The following is a 25,930-nucleotide window of genomic DNA, read 5'->3' as shown; positions in this document are numbered from 1 at the left end:
CAATGTGGTCATCGTGCGGCGGCGCCTCCAGGGCGCTTGCCTTGGCCCGCTGGAGCTCCCCAGTGGCATCATGCCTGCGACCGGTAAGAGCGGTAGCCGTTGTCGTAGTGAGAAGTTCGCCTACCAGTCGAACCAAGGTTTCCGCCCGAGTGGTCTTCCGGGCGCACGGGCATGAGGGCGGGGCCTCCTGCACAGCTCACAGGCGGAGTCACCGCCCCCGACCTGCGGATTCCAGGGGTCTCCCGCACCGCCTGGCGGGACGCCATCACGGTCGGACCGTCTGACCGGACCGATACCGCGAAGCAGGGACACGATGGATGCAGAGGCAGCACCCGCTGAGGGAGGGCACCTCGGGCCCGCGGCGAACCGGAGGAGAGACGATGGACGAGCATGTGGTCTTCATCCCGGGGCCCCTCAGATCTCGGCTCTCTCGGACGTCGCGACGAGTGAGGTCGTCGTCCTGGACCGGCAGGTGACGTGCGCTGAGATGGCGGAGTGCGTGCTCGGCCGTGTCCCCGGGGGCAGGCCGCGCCGCGCGGCTACTTGTCGATCTGGAGTACCGCCATCATCCCCGCGTCCTCGTGGTTGAGGACGTGGCAGTGCAGGACCGTCTTGCCCGGATAGTCGAGGAACCTGATCCGGATGACCATGTTTCCGCGTGCAGGGACGTCGACGGTGTCCCGCAAGCCGTAGTTGACCTGCGGCTTGCCGTTGATGCTCATCACCTGGAAGTCGTTGGTGTGGATGTGGAACGAGTGGACCTCGTCGCTGTTGTTCTTGATCGTCCACTCTTCGACGGTGTTGAGCTCGGACCGGAAGTCGATGCGGCTGTGGTCGAACTGCTTGTGGTTGATGTAGAAGAGCGTGCCCGCCTTGTTCTCCGTGAAGATGACCGTCTTGCGTCCCGCGACGGCTTCGGTGGCGAGGTCGTCCACGGGGGCGAAGGCTGTGGGCAAGGCCGCGGGTCGCATCGGTTCGCCGTTGGACTGGACTGTGGCCAGTGTCGCCCGGGGGAACTGGTTTCCGGCCTTGCCGGTGTTGTACGGCAGGGTCCGCAGTTCCGACACACCGGCCTTCGGGCCCCGTACGAGCACGTCGTAGCGGGCACCGGCCGGGATGACCAAGGAGTCGACGGAGTAGACCTTGTTCACCGGGTAGCCGTCCTGGGCGACGATGTGGAACCTCGTGCCCGGCAGCGTCACTTTGTAGAAGATGTTGGCCCCGATGTTCGCCAGGCGCCACAGCTGGGTCTCGCCGGGCCTGATCCGGATCCGTGGGTTGAGCTGCCCGTTGACGGTGCGTGTCGTAGGTGCACCGATCTTGAGATGCGTGGTCTTGATCTGGTCGCCCACGAGTTGGAAGTCCTTGAGCGCGACGACGTGTTCCGTGATCCCGCGGAGCGCCACCGGCAGATACTCGTCGAGGCCGTCGACCACGATCAGGCCGGCCATGCCGCCGGCGGTCTGGGCGGCGGAGAGCGTGTGTGGGTGCGGGTGATACCAGTACGTTCCCGGCTCCAGGCTTTTGGGGAATGTGTACTTGTAGGTGAACGTCTTCCCTGGCTCGATCTTGAGGAAGACGTTGTCCGAATTGCCGACGGGCGAGACGTGCATGCCATGGACGTGCAGATTCGTCTGCTGGTCGAGCCTATTGTCGAAGGAGATCTCCATTCGGTCGCCCGGCCGCAGACGCAGCGTGGGCGGCATGTACATCCCGTTGTACGTCAGGGCCCACAGATCGCGGCCTGCCAGGCGCACCTTCTTGCGTTCGACGACGATCCTGGTCCTGAGCAGTCCGTTCCTGCTCACGATCTGCGAGGGGTCACGCAGATCTTCAGTGGCCCGCGCGGTGAGGGCCGGCGACGGGGATACGCTCCGCGGGGGAACCGTCGAGACTTCCGGTCGGCCGAGTGCACTCGTCTCGGTACGCGTAGTGCATCCCGCAGCCAGTGCGAGCGCGGCAAGTGCGGATCCGATGACGGCTCGGGTGCGACGGATGTGTGCGGACAAGCTGAACCCCCATGCACTGCACATATGGAAGACGGACGACCGTGAGCTGCCATCATGCATCGGGAAATCGGGACGAATCGGTCACGACCCGAAGGAACGGGGCGGGCATCACCTTGATGAGCGAGACTCATGTCTTGGTGGGGTCAACTCGGTGCCCCAGTAGATGCGCGGTCATTTGAACGGGTGCGGCCAGGTGAAAGACGCTGGGCAACCCGGCGAATGCGTCCCAGGCCAGAGCCGTGGGCGACATCACGGCGGGCGATGAAGGGTTTGATGTTCCGCTTCCTCGGCAGGCGGCGGTACTTGTCATGGTCATAGTTCCGGTCGGCGAACAGCCGCTTGGGGCTCCAGGCTGCCGGGCCACCGGGCACCGGATGCGTTCGCGTCTCACGGGGCTGTAGGCCGGGTATGGGCGGTCGGCCGACGCCCCGGGCCGACTGCCAACGATCCGTCGACTTTTACATTCACATACATATCGTCAATGCGCGCTGCTCTTGCGATAGTTGTGAAGCCTCGGTCGGATGTTCCGGCCGACGAGCCAGCGATCCTGGGGGGACCTGTGACTTTGATTCGCCGTGCCGTTACAGCGGCCGTTGCCGCCGCCGTCGTGCTCGTGGCGACGTCTGCGGATTTCGCGTCGGCCACCAATGAGCAGCAGCCGTACATCGCCGCGGACGGCACGATTCATGGATGCGTGAACTCGAGCGGGCACCTGCGCCTCGTCGAGGTGGACTCCGCTTGCCGGCCCCACGAGCAGTCCGTCACCTGGGCGCAGACCGGACCGAAGGGCGACGCCGGACCGAAGGGGGACACCGGACCGAAGGGGGACACCGGCGCGCAGGGGGCGACGGGACCGGCGGGACCGGCAGGTCAGCAGGGAGACACCGGAACGCAGGGTCCGGCCGGACCCACGGGTCCGCAGGGGCCCGCCGGAGCCTCCGGTCTGGCGGGCTTGCACGTGGTCACCGTGTCGAAGAACGTCGGTCTCTTGGACATGGTCGACGTCGACGCCAAGTGCCCGGACGGCGAGATCGCCACCGGGGGCGGCTGGTACCTGCCCGGCACCGATGCCCAATCGTATGGTTCGGAGTTGCACTCCAACCCGATCGTGTCCGGCACCACCCCCGTTGGCTGGACCGTCGGGTTCCTGAACGGCGGCTACGACCCGTACTACACGGCCTCCGTCTACGCGATCTGCGCCAAGACCGGCTGAAGCCAGGGCGGGAGGTGACCGGGTCCTTGCGGCTTTGGAGGTCGTTTTCTCCCGTTGCTTCATCCCAGAATCTTCGTTTGGTGTGGCTTTGAAGGGTCGCGCCAGGAGATGGTGCTCTCACCGGTGAGTCGGCGGGCCATGAGGTCGCTCATGGCGAGGTGGATCATGGGTTCGGAGTGGTGAGGGCGGGGTTCGTCGTAGCGGGCCAGACGGCGGTTGAGCATCAGCCGGCCGTAGGTCCGCTCTGCCGTCCGGTGTCCGGAGCATGACGGCTCCGCTCGGTCCGCCAGGCCGTGCGGACCGGCTCGGTCAACTCCCCGCGGGCATCGGGTCAGGTCCTCGCACTACGGGCGATGCGATACAGCACGTTGGGACGCAGTGGTCCTGCGGGCGCGGTGGGGTCGTCGAAGTCGTCGGCCGGGTCCCGGGTCATGCCGATCCGGCGCATCACCGCCTGTGAACGGAGGTTGGTGGCCGTGGTCACGGCGAGGATCTCGGGAAGCTCAAGAGTGTCGAAGCCGTGGGCCAGGGCTGTCCGCGCGGCCTCGGTGGCGTAGCCCTGTCCCCAGGCCGAGCGGGCGAGCCTCCAGCCGATCTCCACTCCGGTGAACGGCATGCCGTCATCGACCTGGTCCAAGCCCGCGAAGCCGATGAACTCTCCCGTGGCCTGCACCTCAACCGCCCACCATCCGTATCCTCGCTGGTCGAACTCGGCCTGGAACCGCGCCACGGAGCCATCGCTCTGGTCGCGGGTAAGTAGGTCGCCCAAGTGCTCCCGAACTTCGGGATCGGCGTTCATCGCCGCCCATGGTTCAAGGTCGGAGTCACGCCATCGGCGGAGGGTGAGTCGATCGGTGCGCAGTTCAGACATGCTGTCCAGCCAACGTGAGCTCTGACCTGGAGGCAATCCCTTTTTCCGCACCCAGGGACGCACCCCTCACCAGGCGTCCGACCGCCTGAGATCGCGAATCAGCCCGGCGCGGTGCGGTGGGCGGCGTCCCTCGCCGTGACAAACACCATGTCGGGGTCAGCGGCGTCGTTTACACGAGAACGGGCATCAGACCCACATTGCGTGATGACGGTTCCGACTTGAGGAGACGGGCCTGCCCCCGAGGAGGAGACCCGCTCGGCCTCGGAGGCAGCTCGCGTTACGCGGCGAGTTCCTTGCTGATGTGGTCCAGCATGAACGCCGAGGACTCCCGGGCGCGTTCCTCCCAGGCGAAGACGCAGGCGGTGGCGACGCCGTCGAAGTTCAGTTCGCGGAGCGTGCCGAAGAAGGCGTCCCAGTCGACCTCGCCCTGGCTGATGTCGAGGTGTTGGTGGACGCGGGCTGTGGTGCCGGGCGGGTTGAGGATGTAGCGCAGGCCGGACGATCCCTTGTGGTTGAAGGAGTCCGCGATGTGCACGTGCTGGAGCTTGTCGCCGGCGTGGCGCATCATCGCTGCGACGTCCGCACCACCGTCCGACGCTCCGGAGAGGTGGAAGGAGTGCGGGGCACAGTAGAGGTAGTTCACCCAGGTCTTGTTGACGGCGCGTACGAGGTCGACCGCCGGTGTGTTCTCCTCACAGAAGTCGTCCGGGTGCGCCTCCAGGTTGAGGGCGATGCCCTCGCGTTCGAAGACGGGCAGCAGTTCCTCCATGGAACGCCAGAAGGCTGCTTCGCTCTCGGCGGCTCGGTCGGGGCGGCCGTTGAACTCCGAGTTCATCAACGGGCATTCGAGCTCGGCGGTGATCTCGATCATCCGCTTCCAGTAGCGGACGGCAGCCTGGCGCTCGGTCTCGTCGGGCGAGGACCACTTGTAGAGCGGAAGCACGGAGGAGAGCTGGACGCCGTGCCTGCGCAGCGAGTTCTTCAAGTCGGCCACGCGCTCGTCGTCCGCCCGTGGGTGAAGGAAGAACGGCATGAAGTCGTTTCGCGGGGACAGCTCGATGTACTGGTAGCCGAGGTCGGCGACCGTCCGCACCATCTCGTCGAGCGGCAGGGCGCGGAACATGTACGGGTCGAGGGCGATCTTCATGCGGTGCCTCCGTAAAGGGTGGGGCGGGGCTTCATGTCCACGGTGACGACGGCGCCGTCGGATTCCAGGGACCGGACCGCGGCGTCGGTGATGACGGTGGCGGCGTAGCCGTCCCAGGCGGACGGGCCGGTGGGCTCGCCGTCGGTCCCGATGGCCGCGACCCATTCGCGGAACTCGGTGTCGAAGGCGTCCGTGAAACGGGCCTTCCAGTCATCCATGACGGCGGTGGTGTGCCGTCCCGCGGTGCGGATGGCGACGGCGGCCGGGTCGGGCAGGCGGGTGAGACCCTTCTCGCCGACGATCTCGCACTGAATGTCGTAGCCGTACTGGCAGTTGACGAAGACCTCCAGATCGATTCGGACGCCGTTCGCGGTCTCGAAGAGCATGATCTGAGGGTCCTTCAGGTGCTCGAAGCGGTGGCTCGTGGCGCGTGGGGTGATCACCTGAACGGAGACGATCTCGTCGTCGAGCAGCCAGCGCAACACGTCGATTTCGTGCACGGCCGTGTCCTGGGCGGCCATGGCGGAGGTGTACGACTCGGGGACGGCGGGGTTGCGGTGGGCGCAGTGCACCATCAACGGGGCACCGAGGGCGCCGGAGGTGATGACCTGCTTCATCCGGCGGTAGCCCGCGTCGAATCGGCGCATGAAGCCGACCTGCACGAGGCGGCGGCCGTGGGCGCGTTCGGCCTCGAGGATGCGCATACAGTCCTCGGCGGTTGTGGCGAGGGGCTTCTCACAGAAGACGGGCTTGCGTGCGGCGAGGGCGTTCAGGACGTGCTCGGCATGGGTGGGGCCCCAGGAGGTGACGAGGACGGCGTCCACGTCGGGGGAGTTGGTCAGCTCGGCGCCGGTCGGCAGCGCCATCGCGCCCACACGGGCGGCCACCTCGGCTGCCCGGGCCTGGTCGAGGTCGGTCACGGCGGTGACCGCGGCGCCGGTGACGACCTCGGTGAGCCGTCGTATGTGGTCCTGGCCGATCATTCCGGCGCCGATGACGCCTACCCGTACGGTCATGGTCGTCTTTCCTTCGAGGGTCAGGAGAAGCGTGTGCGGAGCTCGGCTTCGAGGGTTTCGAGGGTGCGGCCCCTGGTTTCGGGGACGTAGAGCTTGACGAAGACGAGGGAGAGGACACCCGCCACGACAAAGAGGAAGAAGGTGTGGGAGATGCCGATCCCGGAGACCAGGGACGGGAAGACCAGGCCGATCGCGAAGTTGGTCAGCCACAGCACCACGGCCGCGACGCCCATCCCGAAGCCGCGCATCCGCATCGGGAAGATCTCCGACAGCATCAGCCAGGTCACCGGCGAGATCGCGCCCTGTTGGAAGGCGAGGAAGGTGACGGTCATCGCCGGCACGGCGAACGCACGGCCCGTGCCTTCCGGCAACGCCAGCGAGAACACGCCGATCAGCAACAGGGCGGTGGCAGTTCCGATCTGACCGGTCATCAGCATAGGGCGGCGGTTGACGCGGTCCAGGAGCCAGATGCCGACGAAGGTGGCCAGCACTGAGATCACGCCGTTGGCGAGGTTGGCCGTCAGTGCGCTGTCGGCGGTGAAGCCGGCGTCAGTGAGGATCTGGGTGCCGTAGTACATGATCGTGTTGACGCCGGTGATCTGTTGCACGACCGCGATGCCGAAGCCGATGAACATCAGTCGGCGCACCCAGGGAGTGGCCTTCACGTCCCTCCAGCCACCGAGCCTTTCCTGCTCGTCCTTGACGGCGAGCGCGGACACCTCACTCGGTTCGGCCTGGGCCCGGGCCTCGGACCTGATCTGCCTGAGCACTTCGAAGGCCTCGTTGAAGCGGCTCTGGGAAGCCAGCCAGCGGGGGCTGTCCGGCATGACCAGCATGCCGAACCAGAGCACGACGGCCGGGATCGTGGCGATCACGAGCATCCAGCGCCAGACACCGCCGGACTCACCACCCACGTCGGCGAGGATCGCGTTGAAGGTGAAGGCGAGCAACTGACCGCTGACGACCATGAGTTCGTTGCGGGAGCCAGCCGCCGGCCACGGCCCCGAGGGCGGCGCCCAACAGCAGCGAGCTGGTGAGCATGCCCTCGGTGACCGGGGTCAGTCCCAGGTCGTCGGTCATGTACGGCAGGGCACCGTTGATGACGCCGGTGTCGTAGCCGAAGAGGAGTCCGCCGAAGGTGGCGATGACGGTGATGACCCGGAGCCTTCGTCGTACCGCGGCCGGTGCGTCGTCGATGATCCGGGGTGGGGTGGTGAGTGCCGTTGCCGTGCCGTCCCTGACATCCATGGCGCCTCCTAGCAGGTGGTCTTCGGTCGTCGAGTTCCGGAGAGCCCGCAACCGGCCAGGTGTTCACGGGTGCGTACGGCGATAGGCAGCGGCACATCGGGAGCGCACGGGTACAGGTCCTGCTCGACGATCACGAACAACTCGGCTTCGAGTTGTGCGAGTTCGGCCACCACATCGGCCGGGCTCGGCACGCCCTCCGGCGGGGACACGCACACCCCGCGCCGTACGGCCTCACCGAACGAGAGATTCTCCTCGGCCACCTGGACGAGGACCGCCGGGTCCATCTGCTTGATGTGCACATAGCCGACGCGTTCCCCGAAGCGGCGGATCAGGTCCAGGTTGTCGCCACCGCCGTATGCCACATGGCCGGTGTCCAGGCAGAGATTGGTGTACCGGCTGTCGGACTCGTTCAGCAGCCGCTCGATCTCGGGCTGGGTCTGGATGTGGCTGTCGGCGTGCGGGTGGATCACAAGCCGTACGTCGTAGTCGTCGAGCAGGAGTCGGCCGAGCCGGTCGGCGGCCCGGCCGAAGCCCGCCCACTGCGCGGCGGTCAGCGCGGCCACCTGCCTTACGTGGGCGAGCATCTCGTCCCAGGCTTCCGGCCGGTGCAGCGCGCCGAAGGCGGTGCCGCCGGAGACCTGGAGCCCACGGGCGTCGAGTTCGGCCTTCAGCCGCTGCGGGGCGGTGGGGAGGAAACCGTAGGGGCCGAGCTCAAGCCACTCGTAGCCGGCCTGCGCGAGTTCGTCGAGGAAGCGCGGGTACGTCACCTGGTGCTCGTCCTCGGGGAACCAGACGCCCCAGGAGTCGGGGGCCGAACCCAGGCAGAGGTTGCCCGCGGTGGTGCGGAGTGGGGATGGCGCCGTTGCCATGGCGTGTCCTTGGGGGAGAGGGAGGGGGAGCGGGAGCGGGATGGAGGATTTTGCGCGGGTCTTCTGTGTGTGATCGGGGCCTTGCCGGAACATCGGTCGCCGGTCGCCGGTCGCCGGTCGAGGTCGAGGTGGGGGTGGGGGTGGAGGTCGAGGTCGAGGTCGGGAGATGGCTTCACCGTCTTCCCGGGGCCGTCGTCCCCGCCTTCGCCCGAGGCGGGCTCCGCGAGGGTGGTGGAGCGGCTCGGCTCCTCGCTTCACTGTCATTCCTCTCACTCCGGGGATCCCGGTAAGCGGTGCGGGAGATGGATCTCTTCGCGCGCTCTACTAGCGCGCTCTAGTCCGAGTACGATGGCCCCTGTCCAAATGTCATGTCAATAGCTTGTTGCTGGGAGATTTCGCGACTGCCCGTAGGGTGGGCGCCGTCGAAGGGTGGGTACGCAGGTGGACGCATCAGGCAAGCAGCGGCCTACGATGACGGACGTCGCTGAGAAGGCGGGTGTCTCCCGTGCGCTGGTCTCGATCATCTTCCGGAATCAGCCCGGCGCGAGTCCGGAGACCCGTGAGCGGGTGCTGCGCGTCGCCGACGAGATCGGCTACCGCCCGGACAGCGCGGCCCGGCTGCTGGCCCGCGGCCGCAGTCGCACGCTGGGTGTGATGTTCACTGTCCATCAGACGTTCCACTCGGACCTGATCGAGGGCATCTACCCCGCGGCCGAACGGCTCGGCTACGACGTCGTCCTCTCCGCGAGCTCCCAGGGCCGTAGTGAGGCCAAGGCGGTGGAGGCTCTGCTCAGCCACCGTTGTGAGGCGCTGATCCTGCTCGGTCCGGAGGCGGAGCCGGCGTACCTGGAGGAACTCGGTCACCGTACGGCGACCGTCTCGGTCAGTCGCCGGGTCCCTCGCGCGCGTGTCGACTTCGTGCACAGCGCCGAGGCGAAGGGCATACGGCAGGCCATGGAACACCTGGTCGAGCAGGGCCACCGCCGTATCGTGCACATCGACGGCGGCCGGGGACCCGGCTCGGTCGAACGCCGTCGCGCCTACCGGGCCGCGATGCGCCACCATGGGTTGGAGTCGGAGTTGCGGGTGATCCCCGGCGACCACACGGAGCGGTCGGGCATCGAGACCGGCAGGGTGCTCCTGGCGGAGCGCGACGGCGGGCAGCCGCTGCCGACGGCGGTTCTCGCGGGCAACGACCGGTGCGCTATGGGTTTGTTGATGGCTCTGGCGCGGGCAGGCGTCGACGTTCCGCGCGATATGTCCGTCATCGGTTACGACGACAGCCATCTCTCCCACTTGATGCCGATCGGCCTGACGACGGTTCGCCAGGATGCGGTCCTGATGGCCGAGCACGCGGTGCGGTTCGCCGTGGAACGGCTGGAGGACGAGGGCCTGGAGCCTCGAGAGGCGGTGCTGGACCCGAAGCTCGTGGTGCGTGGTACGAGCGGGCCGGTTCCGCCGGCACGGCCCTGAGGGGTAATGGCGGCGTCGGACCGCGGTGTGATGGCGTCTGCCATGCAGGGTGACCCGGGCGCATGCCGTGGACTTCCGCGTACGCGGCGGAGCCTCCCTCGCCGCCGAGGACTGACCGATGCGGCGAAGGGAGGCTCGGTCGCTGTGCCCACAGCGCCGGTCGGATGCTGCTATCGCGTGCCGTTCTGCGCGAATTTGGCGACGATGCCGACGTTCTCCTTGGTGACGAAGGCAGGTCCGGTGAGCACGGGCGCGGTGCCGCCTCCGCTGACGTTTCCGTTGGTCTTGTACAGCCACAGGGCATCGACGGCGAGGTAGCCCTGGAGATACGGCTGCTGGTCGACCGCGAACTCGACCGATCCGCTCTGGACGGCCTTCACCAGTTCCTTGTTGAGGTCGAAGGTGGCGGTCTTGGCTTTGCCACCGGCGTCCTGCGCCGACTGCACGGCTGTCAGTGCGAACGGGGCGCCGAGTGCGACCACTTGGTCGATGGAGGGGTCCTGCCGGAGCTTGGCCGTGATCGTCGCCTTCACGGACGGCATGTCGGTGCCGTTGACGTAGAGGGTGTCCGTCTTGCCGGTGAATCCCTTCTTCAGCCCGGCGCAGCGGGCCTCCAACGCGACCTGCCCCTGCTCCTGGATGACACAGAGAGCGTGCTTGGCGCCGAGCCGGCTCAGTCGTCGGCCGAAGGCCTGGCCAGCGATGTTCTCGTCCTGGCCGAAGTACTCGAGCATGTTGAGCCGCTGCCAGTCGTCCAAGCCGGAGTTGAAGCCCACGACCGGTATGCCGGCTGATTCGGCCTTGGTCACCACCGACTTCAGGGCGTCGGGCTTGGCCGCGGTGAGCGCGATGCCGTCGACCTTCTGGTCGATGGCGTTCTGCACGAGGTTGGCCTGGTTGCCCGCGTTGGGGTCGCTGGAGTAGACGAGCTTGACGTTGTCCTTGGCGGCCGCGGCCTGGGCGCCCTTGCGGATCAGGTCCCAGAAGGTGTCACCCGGGGCGGCGTGGGTGATCATGGCCACGGTCATGCGTGGGGTGTCGGCCTTGCCCACGGAGGCGGCCGCGCCGCCTTCCTCGGACTTCTTGCCGCCCGAGCTGCTGGAGCAGCCGGCTGCGATGAGCGTGCAGGTGAGAACAACACCGGCCAAGGCGGCTGTTCGGTGGTTTCTGCGCATGTTCGTTGCACCTCTCTGTACAGGGTCAGGGTGGGTTCTGGCTGGGGGGCGTCGATGGCCGGCGGCCTGACTCGATGGCATTCGATGACGAGGAGGGGGCCGGTTCGGTCCTGCTCGGTCCGGCTCGGCGGCCGCGGTTGGTGTGTGTCGGCGGAACGTGGAGCGGTGGGGTGGCGGCGGTCATGGGTGCGGACCGCTGGCCGTTCGCCACTAGAGCGCTTTATTAGCGCGCTCTAGTGGCACGTACTATGGAGCGCTCCTCAAGTGGTGTCAACAGGTTTGTCAGGACGTTCCGACATGCGGCGGGGCTTGGATGCGGCGGTGGGTGGCCCTGGGCGGTCGTCGATCTCAGGGGAGCCGCCTCGGAGGCCGCAGGTGCGCTAGTTGGCCAAGTGCCCGTTCTGGACCGGGGCTTGAGGGGGTGTGAGATCGAGGTCGTGCGGTTGTCGGCCGGCCTCCGGTGACCGGACGGGTGCCGTCGCGTCCCCACTCCGCTCTTCAGGAGCTCCTCGTAGGTGCGGAACCTTGGTCGGAGCTTGGAGCCGGAGGACCGGCGTCCGCCGTGACCGGCCGGTCGCCGCTCGGCCGTGTCGCCGTCCCGCCCGTCCCGTAGACGGCGGTAGGCCGCACGAACACCACATGGCTTTGGCCAGATTGGACGTCTGACGGGTGTTCGAACCCGGCGATACTCAGGGCTGGGCAATCCGCCCCAATCCCCACATCCACCGGAGGTCTCTCATGCCCCAGACCAGTGTTGCCACCACCGCCGTGCTCGATGCCTGGCTGGCGGGCGCCGAGAGCGCGTACGGCCAGACCAACCCCGCGGGGCCCCTCTACGTCGGCGGCGCCGCCGCCGAGGCCGCGCTCACCGACCCGAGTGACTCCCTCTACGGCTTCTGTTCCAGCCCGAGTGGGTCACACGGCAGCTGGTGTTGCTGAACGCCCACGGTGACTCCAAGGCCCTTTGTGGAGGGCCTTCCCGGAGTGCCATTTCCGGGGCGCGCTTTTTGACCGACTCTCCCGCGGCGTGTGCTTCTTCGCGGACACCCCTGCGGAGTGCGGTTCATGAAGCAGGAGCGTAGGGAACCGTGCGCCAGGCCACGACGCGTCCGCACCCGGGAACGCGCCGCATCCTGCCGAGCTCGTAGCCGCCCGCCCCTGTGCGCGTCAGGGATGCGGCGGTTTCCCGCTCGGTCGGTTGCTGCCGGGTGCGGAGGTGTCCGGGCTGGTCGCACGGTTCCCTGCGCGACTTCGGAACGACTGGAAGAAGCGAGTTCACGGCGGAGTGGGAGGGTGGACGGTGAGTGGATCGGCGCCGGAAAAGCCGGACAAGCCGGAAAGGCCGGGGAAGAGGGACGAGGCGGAGTGGTTCGCCCAACCCGTACGCACCATCGCCCGCCCGTGGCGGGAACAGCTGGCCCGGCGGCTGGCCACCGTGGACGCCCTGGACCGAGAAGAGCGGGAAGCGGTACTGGAAGCCGGCCACACCGCCCTGCTCAAGTCCCTGCACGCGAAGCTGTCCCGACTGTTCCTGATCGAACTGCACGCGCTGCGCATCGCAGCGGGCGGCGCACGGCACGCCGAAGGCGCAGCGGCGGGATCCGACACGCAGACGTGGACCGCGTTCCTGGAGCGGGCCGCGGAGGAGGGCTATCTCGACCGGCTGGTCGGCCGATACCCGAACGTCGGCCCGAGGATCGCGTCGGTGGCACGGTTGTCGGTGGCGGCGACGGCCGGCTTCGCGGAGCGGCTCGCTGAGGACCGCGAACTGCTGCGACCGCTGCTGGGGGGCTCCGTGGGGGAGATGCGGGCCGTCGCGTTCGGGGCGGGCGACACCCACCGGGGCGGTCTGACGGTCAGTCGAGTCGACTTCGCCGGGGGGAGCGTCATGTACAAACCCCGGCCGTCCGAGGCCGACGTGGCGCTCGGCGCGCTGTTGGACGAGGTCTACGCGGACTTCCCCGGCGCCCCGTCGCCGGACGAGCGCATCCGGGTGCCGCGGACGCGAGTGCGCGAGGGCTACGGCTGGGCCGAGTTCGTCCGCCACCGCTACTGCGCGGGCGAGGCCGAACTCGCCGCGTTCTACCGGAACGTCGGGCACTGGCTGGCCGTCCTCCGCTTCACCGGCGGCACCGACATGCACGCGGAGAACATGATCGCCGCGGGCCCGGTGCCGGTGATCGTGGACGCCGAGACGCTCTTCGACGCCCCCGCGCCCTTCCCGCCCAGCGGCCGGGGCGACGCGGTCGACGTGGCCGCGGCGGCCATCCGCCGTACGGTGCTGCGTACCGGACTGCTACCCGTACGCGGGACCGGCTTCGCACTCGGCGGGGTGGACATCTCCGGCGTCGGGTCGCTTCCCGGCCAGCAGCCGCTGATCCCGAACCCGGTGATCGCGGACGGCGGCACCGCGGCGGCCCGTTTCGAGGTGGACCTGGTGGCGATGCCCATCGCGGGCAACCACCCCAGCCCCACTCCCGTGTTGAGCGTGTACTGGGACCGGATCCTGGCCGGCTTCCGCGAGATGACCGCGCACCTGCGCCGGCCGGGGACCGACCCGTACCGGCTGCTGCGCCGCTTCGAAGGCGCTCAGGCGCGGCGGATCCTGCGGCCCACGCAGGCGTACGTCGACATCGGCCGGATGCTGTGGCACCCGGCGTCGCTGCACGACGAGTCGGCGGCGGTCGAACGGGCCCGGGACATCCTTCGGCGCAATGCCGAGGTGCTGCCCGGCGCGCCGACCGACCGTGCGGCCATCGACGGCGAGATCGCGGACCTGTTGGCCGGTGACGTGCCGATGTTCACCTTCACCGTGGACGCCGCCGCCGTACGGAACACCGTCGAGGACTGGCGCACCGCCGACCTGGCGCTGGAGGAGTCGGTGATCCAGGACGCGCTGGTGGGCGCGTACCTCAATGAGCGTTCGCTGCCCACGCGGGTGCAGGCCGCCGCCCGCGACCCGCACGCCCGGGACCGGGAGCGGCGCCGACGCGACCTGGCCGCGCAGATGGTACGGCGGCTGTGCGACGGGGCGGTGCGCGGTGAGGACGGTACGGTCACCTGGATCAGCCCTGTCTTCAGCCCCGCGGGATGGTCCATCAGGGTGCTGCCCGCCGACCTCTACACCGGGCAGGGCGGGGTGGCGCTGACGCTCGCGGAGTACGTGACCGAGGTGCGGGCCGGGCGGGCGGACGAGGTGCCGGGCGTCGCCGAGACGTTCGAGGGGGCACTGCGGGTCCTGGTCGGCACCGAGGACCGGACGCCGACGCCGTCGCCCGGCGCGTTCAGCGGTGCCGCGTCGCAGGTGTGGACGTGGCTGGCGCTGCACCGGGTGCTCGGTGAGGAGTGGCTGCTGGAGCGGGCCGCCGCGAGGGCCCTGCTGCTCGCGGAGGGCCGACTGGTCGAGGACGACATCGAGGTGGACCTCCTCAACGGGGCGGCCGGCGGAGTCGTCCCCCTGCTCAATCTGGCCGCGGCGACCGGACAGGACCGCTGGCTCGGCGCCGCCGCGCACATCGGCCGCCGACTGAGCGGACTGGCCACCATCGACGCCGGCGGCGCCCGCTGGACGACCCGGCTCAACCCCGAGGGCATCGGCGGCTTCGCCCATGGCGCCACCGGCATCGGCTGGGCGCTGACCCGGCTCGCCCTCAGCGACGCGGGTTCCGCGGCCGAACGGCGCGACTGGACCCACCTCGCCGAACGGGCCTTCGCCTACCAGGAGTCCCTCTACCAACCGGAGCACGGCAACTGGCTCGACGTCCGCATCGGCGCTGAGGAGGACTTCTTCACCAGCTGGTGCCACGGCAGCGCGGGGGTCGGCGTCGCCATGCTCGATCTCCACCGGCGCACGGGCGATCCCGCCCACCTCGACATGGCCCACCGGGCCGCACGAGCCTGCGCGGCCGAGGGCTTCGGCTGGAGCCATACGCTGTGCCACGGCGACCTGGGCCTCTGGGAGTTCCTCACGTCGCTGAACTTCGGCGACCCCTTTGACCTCGACGCCGAGATCCTCACCGGCCTCGAACAACGCGGCCCGGTCGGCGGCCTGGCCCGCGAAGCGTTCTCACCCAGCCTCATGTCCGGCCTCTCAGGAGTCCTCCACACCCTCCTGCGCATGCACCCCTCGGCCACCCTGCCCAATCCCCTTCTCCTCGACTGACCCGACCGGCCGCGCTCCGTGAACCCGAGCGGTCGGCCGTACATCAGAACAACCGTGCCAGCCAGGAGCCGAGAACCGCATAGTCGTGATCGGTCAGACCACGGCGGGGATCGACCCGGTGGAGCAGGGCGTCTACCGGGTGGTGAGCGGCGACCCAGGCCCGATCGGTGTCGGTCACCTCGTCGTCGGCCCAGGCGAACGGGCGCCCCGCCGCCCATTCGACAAGGGTGCGGGTCTTCCAGTGCAGTCCGTTCCGCTCGTCCTCATCGTCGACGTCGGACGGTTCTGGCCAGATCACCACAGCCAGCGGCGGCAGACCGAGACGGGGGGCGATGCACTCGTTCGCGTCAGCCATCCACGTCGTGGCCCAGACCACCTCGCACGGCAGCGCCGCCAGCCGAGGCCCGTGCTCTGGATCGAGACGGGTCAAGAGCGGATTCGCATCGGCAGCAAGCGGTTCACCGCGGGTGGCATGGACCGGATACTGATCGGGCGCCGCGCCGAACGGGATGAGCGGTCCGTCGACATCGAGAAACAGCAGTGGACGCTGCGGAGAGCCAGTCACTCCAGCACCATAGCGACAGATCACCACGGGGACCGTCTCGATCACGGCTCATGGTTCGCCATGAGCCGTGCAAGACCGTACGGCCGTGTCGGACGGTTTGTCGGGATGCGTGAGGGCGTGGCGGGATAGAAGCTCTGTGTTGGTCGAGCTTCGGAGGCTGTGATGATCGTCCCGTTCGGGGTCCGTGATTTTCTGGACCGTGCCGTCGCTGTGTATGCCGACCGGGTCGGCGTCGTTGACGAGCCGGACCAACCGGCCGAGGTCTGGGAAGGGCTGACATACCGGCGGGTGGGCGAGTTGGCGCGGGCTCAGGCCGCCGGACTGGATGCGCTGGGTGTGCCGCCGGGTGCTCGGGTGGCGGTGGTCTCGCCGAACAGTGCGCGGCTTTTGACGTCGTTCTTCGGTGTGAGCGGGTTCGGGAGGGTGCTCGTCCCGGTCAACTTCCGCCTGACCGCGGACGAGGTGAGCTACATCGTCGCTCACTCAGGGGCCGATGTGCTCCTTGTCGACCCCGAGCTGACGGAGCGTCTGGCCGGTGTCGACTGCAGGCACCGCTTCACGCTCGGGGCCGCCGCCGACGCCGAGCTGTACCGATTCGACGCTGCCCCGCGGGCCTGGGAGCCGGACGAGAACGCCACCGCGACCATCAACTACACCAGTGGTACGACGGCCCGGCCCAAGGGGGTACAGATCACCCATCGCAACATCTGGGTGAACGCGGTCACTTTCGCGTTGCACGCAGGGGTGACGGACCGGGACGTGTATCTGCACACGTTGCCGATGTTCCATGCCAACGGCTGGGGCATGCCGTTCGCGATGTCGGCCCTGGGCGTGCGGCAGATCGTGCTGCGCAAGGTGGACGGGACCGAGATCCTGCGCCGGGTGGCCGAGCACGGTGTGACGGTGATGTGCGCGGCGCCCGCGGTGGTGGGGGCGGTGCTGGCGGCCGCCGAGTCCTGGGAAGGGGAGATTCCAGGCCGTGACCGGGTACGGATCATCGTTGCGGGTGCTCCGCCGCCGACCCGGACGGTCGCACGTGTCGAGTCTGAGCTGGGGTGGGAGTTCATGCAGATCTACGGCCTCACCGAGACCTCGCCGCTGCTCACCGTCAACCGGGCCCGGGCCGAATGGGACGGCCTCGACACCGCGGAGCGGGCGGAGAAGCTGGTCCGGGCGGGTGCCCCCGCGCTGGGCGTGACGCTCCGCACGGACGACGAGGGGGAGGTTCTCGCACGCTCGAACGTCGTTCTGGAGGGATATTGGGAGCAGCCGGAGGAGTCTGCGCGGGCGTTGTCCGGCGGGTGGTTCCATACGGGGGACGGCGGGTCGATCGGCGAGTACGGCCATCTGACGATCAGTGACCGCAAGAAGGACGTGATCATCACGGGCGGGGAGAACGTCTCGTCGATCGAGGTGGAGGACGTGCTCTTCAGCCATCCGGCGGTTGCCGAGGTCGCGGTGATCGGGGTGCCGGACGAGAAGTGGGGCGAGACCGTCAAGGCGCTGGTGGTCGCTGTTCCCGGCGTGCGGGTGACGCAGGACGAGCTGATCCGGTTCTGCAAGGAGCGTCTGGCCGGTTTCAAGGCGCCGACTTCGGTCGAGTTCCGGGAGGAGTTGGCCCGTACGGCGACCGGCAAGCTCCAGAAGTACAAGTTGCGGGAGCCGTACTGGGAGGGCCGCGAGCGGGGCGTTGGCTGAGCTGTCCGCCAGGTGGGGCCGACGCCGCTGTCGTGATGGCCAGGGGCGCCCGTGTCCTTCGCGCACCGGCCTGTGCGTGAGTCCGTGCCTGTACCTGTACCGGGTCGAACGAAAGGCGCGGCAGGATCTGCTGAGCGAATCGTCCGGATGACGAGGGGCGGCAGGGCAGTTTTACGGGCGCCCCCGGCCACAACTAGACCCCCGTTCCGGTCGGCAGCACGGCACGAGCGATGCCGGTGAGGTTGCCCTGCAGGATGAGGATCTCCCTCCGGTTCGATCCGTCGAGATCGGCCGCGTAGACGTTCCCGCCCAGGTCGGTCACGTACATGCGGCCGTCGTCCGGATCGAGGGCTAGGCCGATGCCTTCCATGAGGTGGGTCAACAGGATCTCGGGGGACCGCCGCCCTTGCGGCTGGTCCAACGGCGAGCGGTTCACGCTGTTGCCCCGCGGTGGGTCTCCGCGATCCGTCCAGTACAGCATGCGCTCGCCGAGGTCGAGCTCCAGGTCGATCGGCTCCGGCAGCCCCTCGAACAGCACCTCGATGTCGCCTCGTTCGGCCGCGCTCTCCCCGGCGGGCAGGTCGATTCCGGCCCGCAGGATCTTCCCGAGTCCCGCGTCACTCGGGCCCTTCTGCGTCCAGTAGAGGTGTCCGCCGACCGGGTCGACGGCGACTCCCACGCACCACCTGGTCTCGTCGCGGCGATCCTCCTCTCCCTCTCCCGTCTGCACGAGGATCTCGACGTTCGAGCCGTCGAGGTCGCAGCGCATCACGCGCATGCCTTCGCGATCACCCCAGTACAACTTCCGGCCGGCGGCCTCGAAGTGGAGCTGCTTCGGCGTGTGCGTGACGCCGCCGGGGACGATCGTCGTCCGGTTGCCTCCGTCCAGGTCCACGCGTTCGATCGAGCCGTCGTTCTCCGGGGGAAGGCCCATATTCGTCCAGTAGACGTGCCCGGCCAGGACATCGACGGTGACCCCGTCGGGGATCCTGCACCCGGTGACGACGACCTTCATGTCGGAGCCGTCGGGGTTCACGGAGAACAGACGACCGCCACTGCTGGCCTCGAGCACGAACAGCCTTTCCTGGCGCCGCGTCACGAATCCTCCCTCGCCGGGCGACCCGCTGCGGCGCTCCGCGGGCCGAACGGGTCGTGCTCGGCGCGCACGGCCAGCAGGGCGGACAGCATCGCGTCGCGCCGGGCGGCCAGTTCCTCGACCGAGCGGCCGTCCGCCTCCTCCAGGACGCCGCCCACGATCTTCTCCTTGAGCTCGGGCGTGAACTCGGGGGCGCCCAGTTCGTTCCAGGACGCCACCATCCGCGGCATAAGAGTGTCCATGAAGTGATGGATGCCGCCCTCTCCTCCGCCGAGATGCCACAGCAGATGGGGACCCATGACGCCCCATCTGAGCCCCGGCCCCCAGGACACCGCGTCGTCTGAGTCCGCTACGTCGAGCACGCCCTCTTGGACCAGGTACACGACTTCGCGGTACAACGCGGCCTGGATACGGTTGGCGACGTGCCCAGGAAGCTCCTTCTTGAGGTGAATCGGCTTCTTGCCGATCGCGGCGTAGAACGACATGACGTCCCGGATCGTCTCCGGGGCGGTCCTCGTCCCGCCGACGACCTCGACCAGGGGCACGATGTGCGGCGGGTTGAAGGGATGACCGATGACGGTCCGCTCCGGACGCCGGCACTCGGCCTGGATGACGCTCATCGTGATGCCCGACGAACTCGACGCGATGATCGCGTCCGGCGGCGTCGCCTCGTCGATGTCGGCGAACAACTTGACCTTGAGTTCCGGACGCTCCGGCGCGTTCTCCTGTACGAAATCGGCGTCCGCGACGGCCTGACGCAGGTCCGCGGTGAAGCTCAGGCGATCGGGCGAGGCGTCGGGGGCGAGCCCGATCGAAGCAGCCGCGTCCCACGCCGTCTCCACGTACGACCGTAGGGCCGTCTCCGCGGTGGGGGTGGGGTCGGTCGCCGTGACGTCGAAGCCTCGGACGAGATAGTGGGTCGCCCAGCTCGCGCCGATCGTGCCGGTGCCGACGATCGCCACGCGGTGGACGGGTTTGTGTGCGTTCATGACTGCTCACTGCTCCTGAAAGTCGGACACGGGCTCCGGGGGAGAGGCGGCTGAGGTGGCCGGCATCAGCGGCCGTGCCATACGGGGGCGCGTTTCTCGGCGAACGCCTGTGCGCCTTCCCGCGCGTCCTCGCTGGTGGCCAGCCCGCTCGTGAGCTCGTCCTGGCGTCTGAACGCGTCGCTTTCCTTCAGGCCCTGTGTTTCGCGCAGGACCTCCTTGACGGCCGCCAGGGCAAGCGGTGCGTTCCGCGCGACGCGGCCCGCCAGCTCCCGGGCCCCGTCCAGCGCGGCGCCGGGCGGGGTCAGCTCATTGACGAGCCCGTACTCCTTGCCTTCGGCGGCGGTCAGCGGCTCGCCCGTGAGCAGTACGCGCGCGGCGACGTGGTAGGGAAGGCGGCGCGGTAGTCTGACCAGTCCGCCCTCTGCCGCCACGAGACCACGCATGACCTCGGGAAACCCGAAGCGGGCGTCCTCCGCGGCGACGATGAGGTCGCAGGCGAGCACCAGCTCGAAGCCACCGCCGAGCGCCCAGCCCTCGACCGCGGCGATCAACGGCTTGCGCACCGACGCGCGGGTGAGCCCGCCCAGGCCCCGGCCGGGCAGCAAGGGCAACTCGCCCTTGGCGAACGCCTTCAGGTCCATGCCCGCGCTGAACACCCCGCCCGCGCCCGTGAGGACGCCGACCGACAACTCCGGGTCCGCGTCGAGCAGATCCACCGCCGCCGCGAGCTGCACCGCGACCTCGTGGTCGACGGCGTTCTTCCGCGCCGGGCGGTTGATGGTGATGGTCAGCACGCCGCCGTGGCGCTCCTGGAGCACCAAGTCGGCCGCTTCGGGCGCCGTGCTCATCGTGACCCCTCGGCTTCCGGCGGGCCGGGAACCGCTCCCTGGGCGCGCAGCTCGGCGATCTCGGCGGGGCCGAATCCCAACTCGGCGAGGATCTCGTCGTTGTGCTCGCCCAGGTCCGGCGCTCGCTTCGCGGGCACCTTCGGCACCCCTCGGAGGTTGACCGGGCTGCTGATGGTTTCCGTCAGCCCGCTGACTCCTTCCAGCGGCACGACGATGTCGTTCGCGCGCAGCTGTGGGTCCTGCGCGGCCTCCTCCGGCGTCTGAATGAGGCTGTAAGTGACGCGTTCCCGGGTCAGGGCGTCCTTCCAGTGGGTGAAGGGCCGCGAACGGAACTCGGCGTCGAGCAGTTCGCTCAGCGCGGCGGCGTTCTTGACGAAGCCCGCGATGTCCGCGAAACGGGGATCCTCGAGCAGCTCGGGGTGCCCGAGGGCTCGCGTCAGTCCCGGCCAGTGCGGGGGTGAGGCGACCAGCATGAACCACTCGTCGTCCGCGGTCCGGTAGGGGTTGATCAGCGGGTTCGCCGGCGCCTTCCGGTCGTGCAGCTCGAACGGCGTGCCGCCGGCGAGCGCGCCGGCCACGAGCGTTCCCGTGGCCCAGACGCCCGCGGCGAGCAGCGACGTCCCGACGCTGGCCCCTTGTCCCGTCCGCTCGCGGCGGTACAGGGCGGTCACGATCGCCGCGTAGATCGCGATCGCCGACATGTAGTCGCCGCTGCCCCAGACCGGGACCGTCGGCGGGGCCCCCGCGTCGCGGGTGGAGGCCAGCAGCCCGCTGCGCGACCAGGCGGCCGTCAGGTCGAAGCCCGGCTGCCCGGCGTCGGGACCGGCATCGCCGAAGCCCGTGATGTCGGCGTAGACGACCCGCGGGTTCCAGCCCGAGACCTCCTCGTAGCCCAGGTGCAGCTTCTCGCGCGTGCCGTGCGGGAAGTTGGTGATCACCACGTCGGCCCACTCGACGAGACGTTTGAGGACCCCGACGGACGCCGGTGACTTCAGATCGATCACCATGCCGCGCTTGTTGCGGTTGGCGAGGTGCCAGCTGTAGTTGGCCTCGGCCCGGGGGCTGGGCGGTACGGAACTCAGCCGCCGCTGGGGGTCGCCTATGCCTGGTGGCTCGATCTTGATGACGTCCGCTCCGAAGTCGGAGAGCACGGTGGCCGCGGCCGGTCCCGCGATGAAGCTCGACGCGTCGAGGACCTTCAGGCCGGTGAAGACGGATTCGTTGGTCATTGTCGTCACCTCACGAAGGCGCTGAGGCCGCCGGTCACGGCACGTCCGACGATGAGGGTCTGGATCTCCCGGGTGCCTTCGTACGAGTAGATGGCCTCGGCGTCGGCGACGAAGCGGCCGACCTTGTAGTCGAGGAGGATGCCGTTGCCGGCCAGCAGTTCCCGCGCCCACCCCACGTTCTCGCGCATCCGCACGGTGCAGTAGGCCTTCGCCAGGGCGGACTGTTCATCCCGGAACACCCCGGCGTCCTGCAACTGGGCCAGGCGCGTCATCATCCCGCACGAGGCCGTGGCGTTTCCTAGCATCTTCACGAGCAGGTCCTGCACGAGCTGGAAGCCCCCGATCGGACGCCCGAACTGTTCCCGTTCCTTCGCGTACTGCAGGGCGATCTCGTAGGCGCCGAACATCACGCCCACCGCCTGCCACGCCACGCCGCTGCGTGTCTGGCGCAGGATCTTGGCGGTGTCCTTGAACGAGTTCGCGTTCTGCAGCCGGTTGGCCTCCGGAACGCGGCAACCGTCGAGCACGATGTCGGCGTTCTGCACGATCCGCAGCGCCATCTTGTTCTCGATCTTCGTCGCGGTGAACCCGGGAGTGTCCTTCTCCACGACGAAGCCCAGCACATGGCGGGTCTCGACATCGCGGGCCCAGATGACGACCAGGTCGGCGAAGGTCGCGTTGCCGATCCACCGCTTCGCGCCGTCGAGGATCCACGCGTCGCCGTCGCGGCGCGCGGTGGTCTGCAGGCCGCCGGCCACGTCGGAGCCACCGTGCGGCTCGGTCAACCCGAAGGCGCCGATCTTTTCGAAGCGGCTCATCGCCGGCAGCCACCGCCGCTTCTGTTCGTTGGAGCCGCAGGTGAGGATGGTGCCCATGGCCAGACCCGTGTGCACGCCGGTGAACGTGGCCACGGACGCGTCGACATGCGCCAACTCCAGCGCGAGGAAGCCCGCGAGGAGGTTGCTCGGCCTGGATTCCGAGGAGTCCGGATCGGCCCAGTCCATGAGACCGAGCCTCCCGAAGCCCTCGACCAGCTGGAAGGGGAACTCGGCCCTGGCCCAGTGGTCGTCGACGATCGGTGCGACCTGCGCGCGGAGGAACTCGCGGACGGACTCGAGCTGCTCTCGCTCCCTGTCCGACAGCAGTTCCTCGTAGGCGAAGAAGTCGGCGGGCAGCAGCCCTTTGTCCAGGTAGGGACCGGACGGTGTCGGCAAGGTCGTTGTACCGCTCATTGCTGTCTCCCTCAAGCGCTGTGAGACGTGGCCTGGAGATCCGCGCGCCCGTCAGCGCTCCCGACGCCCGGCGGTTCGGATCTCTGGCGCGATTAAACGCGGATCTTGGGCTGGTCCTCCGGACCCGCGCCGCGCGAGGGCGCCGTTGTCGCCACGAGCCACCCCAGTGGCCCGTTGCCGCCCGGTGTGTGTACTGATTCCCGCCCCCCCGAGGGGAAGCAGCGCGGCCATCGGCTGAGGCGGGGCAGTCGGGGCGTCAGGCCGGCCGCCTTCGACCGCGAGGCATACGAGCAACGCGACACGGTCGAGCGCTGCACCAACCGTCTGAAGCGGTGGCGTGGCATCGCCGTCCAGACGCCCCCCAGGCCGCTGCATCATGCAGGCGGCTGGAGGATCTACCCACCGGATCCGATGCGATACGTTCCCGGGGTCTGGCCCATGGTGCGGCTGAACGTGTCGATGAACGCACTGGTCGTGGCCCATCCGCACCGTCGTCCCGTTTCGCTGACGCTTGCTCCCTCCGCCAGCAGCACCATGGCGTGAAAGACCCGGATGTTGGTCCTCCATTGTGGATACGTCATGCCGAACTCGGTCCTGAACAGCCGGGCCAGGGTGCGCTCGCTCACGCCGATGCGCCGTGCGAGCCAGGCGGCGGTCCGCGGTTGCCGCAGATCGTCGGTCACCAGTGCGCACGCCTGCCGTAGCAGGGAGTTGTCGGGGGTGGGCAGTGTCAAAGGCTCTACGAGGGCTCGCCGCAGCCGATCCCGGAGGACGGCACGCAGGCGGCGTGCTTCCTGCTGTGGGAGGGATGGTTCACTGCACGCGATGATGAGTTCGCGCACCAGGGCGTCCACGGCCACGACGACCGGTGTCTCGGACTTCAGCAGGATGTCGTGGGCGGCGAAGCCGAGTGTGTGCACGGAGCTGTGCCCGTGTACCCGGTGCTGATGCCAGATGCCCGCCGGAATCCACATGGCTCGCGCGCTGGACGCCACCCAGGACGCCTCGCCCGTCTGAACCGCCAGCACACCGGCGCTGACGTACAGAAGTTGGCTGTAGCCATGCTGGTGGCGGCCGATGACCTCACCCGCGAGGTGGGCATGGGTGCTGTCCTTGGGTTCCGCCGCTTTCTCCGCCTGACCGTTTTCCGACATACAACGGCAGATTAACGGAAGCGGCACACCACGCGGTCCTGCCAGCGTGATGACCATGCCCACGACGTCGCACACCCCGCGTGATCTTCCTCCCGCCGCACCGCCGGCACTGAAGGCCCGGCTGGCCTCCGTTCTGCGCGGCGCCGCCCTCGACACCCGCCCGTTGGCACACCCCGTCTTCCGACGCCTGTTGATCGGGCAGAGCGCGGCATACGTCGGGACCATGGTCACCGGCGTCACCATCCCGGTACAGATATACGCGCTGTCGCAGTCGTCGCTGTCCGTGGGGATGACGGGACTGGCCGGCCTCGTGCCGCTCGTGGTCTTCGGCTTGTACGGTGGCGCCATCGCCGACCGATTCGACCGCCGGCTGCTGTACTTGGCGTCAGCATGCCTCACCTGGGCCACCACACTCGGCCTGTTGCTTCAGGCAGTCGCCGATCTGCGCTCGGTCCCCCTCATCCTCGCCCTCGTCGCCGTCCAGGCCGGCGCCTTCGCCGTGTCGTCAGCCGCCCGGGGCGCGATCATTCCCCGTATCGTTCCCACACCCCTGGTACCCGCCGCGAACACGCTGTACTTCACCGCCGGCAATGTCGGGCAGGTCGCCGGGCCGCTTGTAGCGGGCATCCTGATCTCGCTGCCGAACGGCTACTGCTGGGCATACGGCGCCGACGCCGTGCTGTTCTCTCTCCTGCTCTACTCGGCCGTTCACCTTCCCCCGATCATGCCGACCGGAGCCGGTGCCCGGACCGGTGGGCTGCGCTCGGTCTTCGACGGGCTGCGGTTCATCGCTGCCGCCCCCGTGCTCTGGATGTCCTTCGCGGTCGACATCGCGGCGATGACGTTGGCCATGCCCACCGCCCTGTTCCCGGAAGCGGCGCAGGCGCGCTTCGGCGGAGGAGTGGGGCTGCTGTACTCGGCCCTCGCCATCGGGTCAGTCGTAGCGGGGCTGTTCAGCGGATGGATCGGACGTGTGCGCCGTCAAGGCCGGGCGCTGGCCATCGCCGTCACCGTCTGGGCGGCGGCCATCGCCCTCGCGGGCACGGCCCACCACCTCTTTGCCGCCGCAGCCCTACTGGCCGCTGCCGGAGCGGCGGACCTCGTCAGCGCGGTCTATCGCGAGACAATCCTGCAAACCTACGCACCTGATGCCATGCGCGGCCGTCTGCAAGGGGTCTTCACCGTCGTCGTCGCCGGCGGTCCCCGCCTCGGAGACCTACGTGCCGGCGCCATGGCCTCCGCCACCGGTCTCGGCGTCGCGTGGACAGGCAGCTCGCTGCTCTGCATGATCGTCGTCATGGTCGGCGCGCTGCTTGTGCGACCGTTCTGGCACTATGCCGTCACGTCGGCACAGCCTCCGTCTCCACCGACGCCCCCTGGAGCGGCACACCAGCCATAGGACTGGCACCTCGTGACCGTCTCCCCTCACTCGTGCGCCCGGAGATCTGACGATGGCCGGTTTGACCAGCCGGACTTGGAGCTCCTGTCGTGAGCTCGATTCGGCGGGAGAGGTCCATCCGGTGCATGGATGAACGGGTTGGCTGGGCGTAGCAGACACCCGTAGCCCGAAGTCGCCGCGGTGACGAGGCCGGTTGAACGCGTCACCCGGCGATTCCACGACGGTCCCGGACAACCGGTGTATCTCACCGGCGCGGGGTTTCGGAATGACGCGGCGAACACAGGTCCTCTACCTGCTGACTTCGCCCGCTCGCGGCAGTGTTTCCCGCGCAGGAACCCGTGCGTACTCCCGGCACGTGGTGCGCGGGGCGCTGGGCACCCAGTTGGTGGGCGCGGGTGGGGGGCGACCGGCAGCTCTCGCACTGTGTTGGTGCGGCTGAGCGTCAACGGCATGGGATCTGGCCGTCGTGTCAGGTGTGGTGCCATCGCTGGTGTCGTGTCAGGGAAGCTTTGCGGCATGGAACGCTATGTGACCGGA

19 protein-coding genes and 3 pseudogenes are annotated in these 25,930 nt (G+C 68.7%); 6 read left to right on the top strand and 16 right to left on the bottom strand.

Annotated elements, in window-relative coordinates; genetic code table 11:
* Positions 1 to 539: 539 nt before the first annotated feature.
* Positions 540 to 1,808, bottom strand: a complete 1,269-nt coding sequence (locus OG568_RS01600; RefSeq protein ID WP_329529940.1) for a multicopper oxidase family protein — start codon at positions 1,806 to 1,808, stop codon at positions 540 to 542.
* A gap of 375 nt (positions 1,809 to 2,183) precedes the next feature.
* Positions 2,184 to 2,425 (bottom strand): annotated as a pseudogene (locus OG568_RS01595) (hypothetical protein); the annotation flags it as partial.
* A 197-nt stretch (positions 2,426 to 2,622) separates the two neighbouring features.
* Here OG568_RS01595 and OG568_RS01590 point away from each other — a divergent pair.
* Complete coding sequence (locus OG568_RS01590) at positions 2,623 to 3,222, top strand: hypothetical protein (protein ID WP_329529939.1); 600 nt, start codon at positions 2,623 to 2,625, stop codon at positions 3,220 to 3,222.
* 59 nt (positions 3,223 to 3,281) lie between these two features.
* Here the strand turns inward: OG568_RS01590 and OG568_RS01585 are convergent.
* The 6 genes and pseudogenes from OG568_RS01585 to OG568_RS01560 form a co-directional block, all read right to left on the bottom strand.
* Positions 3,282 to 3,467, bottom strand: a pseudogene (locus tag OG568_RS01585) (IS5 family transposase); the annotation flags it as partial.
* An 86-nt stretch (positions 3,468 to 3,553) separates the two neighbouring features.
* A complete protein-coding gene (locus OG568_RS01580; RefSeq protein WP_329529938.1) occupies positions 3,554 to 4,093 on the bottom strand; it encodes a GNAT family N-acetyltransferase in 540 nt (179 codons plus the stop codon).
* Positions 4,094 to 4,370: 277 nt separating this feature from the next.
* The gene (locus tag OG568_RS01575; RefSeq protein ID WP_329529937.1) at positions 4,371 to 5,240 is read right to left on the bottom strand and encodes a sugar phosphate isomerase/epimerase family protein; all 870 of its coding nucleotides are present in this window, start codon (positions 5,238 to 5,240) and stop codon (positions 4,371 to 4,373) included.
* Positions 5,237 to 6,256: a Gfo/Idh/MocA family oxidoreductase gene (locus OG568_RS01570; protein WP_329529936.1), complete on the bottom strand. Its 1,020-nt coding sequence runs from the start codon at positions 6,254 to 6,256 to the stop codon at positions 5,237 to 5,239. Before OG568_RS01570 ends, OG568_RS01575 begins: the two co-directional genes overlap by 4 nt.
* Positions 6,257 to 6,276: 20 nt before the next feature.
* A pseudogene (locus OG568_RS01565) lies at positions 6,277 to 7,504 on the bottom strand (MFS transporter).
* An 8-nt stretch (positions 7,505 to 7,512) separates the two neighbouring features.
* A complete protein-coding gene (locus tag OG568_RS01560) occupies positions 7,513 to 8,373 on the bottom strand; it encodes a TIM barrel protein (RefSeq protein ID WP_329529935.1) in 861 nt (286 codons plus the stop codon).
* Between the two features lie 471 nt (positions 8,374 to 8,844).
* On the opposite strand from OG568_RS01560, the gene OG568_RS01555 reads away from it, so the two are divergent.
* On the top strand, positions 8,845 to 9,846 hold the full coding sequence (locus OG568_RS01555; RefSeq protein ID WP_329529934.1) for a LacI family DNA-binding transcriptional regulator: 1,002 nt from the start codon (positions 8,845 to 8,847) through the stop codon (positions 9,844 to 9,846).
* A 170-nt stretch (positions 9,847 to 10,016) separates the two neighbouring features.
* Here OG568_RS01555 and OG568_RS01550 read toward each other — a convergent pair whose 3' ends face one another.
* Entirely contained in the window at positions 10,017 to 11,021 is a 1,005-nt protein-coding gene (locus OG568_RS01550; RefSeq protein WP_329529933.1) for a substrate-binding domain-containing protein, read from the bottom strand.
* 738 nt (positions 11,022 to 11,759) lie between these two features.
* Here OG568_RS01550 and OG568_RS01545 point away from each other — a divergent pair.
* On the top strand, positions 11,760 to 11,960 hold the full coding sequence (locus tag OG568_RS01545) for a DUF6229 family protein (protein WP_095858363.1): 201 nt from the start codon (positions 11,760 to 11,762) through the stop codon (positions 11,958 to 11,960).
* A gap of 361 nt (positions 11,961 to 12,321) precedes the next feature.
* Positions 12,322 to 15,183, top strand: coding sequence for a type 2 lanthipeptide synthetase LanM family protein (locus tag OG568_RS01540; RefSeq protein ID WP_329529932.1), 2,862 nt, complete (start codon positions 12,322 to 12,324; stop codon positions 15,181 to 15,183).
* Positions 15,184 to 15,226: 43 nt separating this feature from the next.
* Here the strand turns inward: OG568_RS01540 and OG568_RS01535 are convergent, their stop codons facing one another.
* Entirely contained in the window at positions 15,227 to 15,748 is a 522-nt protein-coding gene (locus OG568_RS01535) for an HAD domain-containing protein (RefSeq protein ID WP_329536230.1), read from the bottom strand.
* A gap of 162 nt (positions 15,749 to 15,910) precedes the next feature.
* On the opposite strand from OG568_RS01535, the gene OG568_RS01530 reads away from it, so the two are divergent.
* A complete protein-coding gene (locus OG568_RS01530; protein WP_329529931.1) occupies positions 15,911 to 17,446 on the top strand; it encodes an AMP-binding protein in 1,536 nt (511 codons plus the stop codon).
* Between the two features lie 193 nt (positions 17,447 to 17,639).
* Here OG568_RS01530 and OG568_RS01525 read toward each other — a convergent pair whose 3' ends face one another.
* From OG568_RS01525 to OG568_RS01495, 6 genes are all read right to left on the bottom strand, one after another.
* Complete coding sequence (locus tag OG568_RS01525) at positions 17,640 to 18,545, bottom strand: 3-hydroxyacyl-CoA dehydrogenase (RefSeq protein ID WP_329529930.1); 906 nt, start codon at positions 18,543 to 18,545, stop codon at positions 17,640 to 17,642.
* Positions 18,542 to 19,531 (bottom strand): 3-hydroxyacyl-CoA dehydrogenase NAD-binding domain-containing protein, encoded by a 990-nt coding sequence (locus tag OG568_RS01520; RefSeq protein ID WP_329529929.1) that lies wholly within the window; start codon positions 19,529 to 19,531, stop codon positions 18,542 to 18,544. Before OG568_RS01520 ends, OG568_RS01525 begins: the two co-directional genes overlap by 4 nt.
* A 65-nt stretch (positions 19,532 to 19,596) precedes the next feature.
* Positions 19,597 to 20,379: a crotonase/enoyl-CoA hydratase family protein gene (locus OG568_RS01515; RefSeq protein WP_329529928.1), complete on the bottom strand. Its 783-nt coding sequence runs from the start codon at positions 20,377 to 20,379 to the stop codon at positions 19,597 to 19,599.
* A complete protein-coding gene (locus OG568_RS01510; RefSeq protein WP_329529927.1) occupies positions 20,376 to 21,608 on the bottom strand; it encodes a CaiB/BaiF CoA transferase family protein in 1,233 nt (410 codons plus the stop codon). The genes OG568_RS01515 and OG568_RS01510 overlap by 4 nt, the downstream gene beginning before the upstream one ends.
* Before the next feature lie 5 nt (positions 21,609 to 21,613).
* Positions 21,614 to 22,840, bottom strand: a complete 1,227-nt coding sequence (locus OG568_RS01505; RefSeq protein WP_329529926.1) for an acyl-CoA dehydrogenase family protein — start codon at positions 22,838 to 22,840, stop codon at positions 21,614 to 21,616.
* A 395-nt stretch (positions 22,841 to 23,235) separates the two neighbouring features.
* Positions 23,236 to 23,994: a helix-turn-helix transcriptional regulator gene (locus tag OG568_RS01495; RefSeq protein ID WP_329529925.1), complete on the bottom strand. Its 759-nt coding sequence runs from the start codon at positions 23,992 to 23,994 to the stop codon at positions 23,236 to 23,238.
* Between the two features lie 55 nt (positions 23,995 to 24,049).
* Here OG568_RS01495 and OG568_RS01490 point away from each other — a divergent pair, with 55 nt between their 5' ends.
* The gene (locus OG568_RS01490) at positions 24,050 to 25,393 is read left to right on the top strand and encodes an MFS transporter (RefSeq protein ID WP_329529924.1); all 1,344 of its coding nucleotides are present in this window, start codon (positions 24,050 to 24,052) and stop codon (positions 25,391 to 25,393) included.
* Positions 25,394 to 25,930: the final 537 nt, after the last annotated feature.

It is taken from the genome of Streptomyces sp. NBC_01450 (assembly GCF_036227505.1).
Classification (GTDB): Bacteria; Actinomycetota; Actinomycetes; order Streptomycetales; family Streptomycetaceae; genus Streptomyces.
Note: the sequence above shows the minus strand (reverse complement) of the source record. Positions and strands in the feature narration are given on the sequence as shown.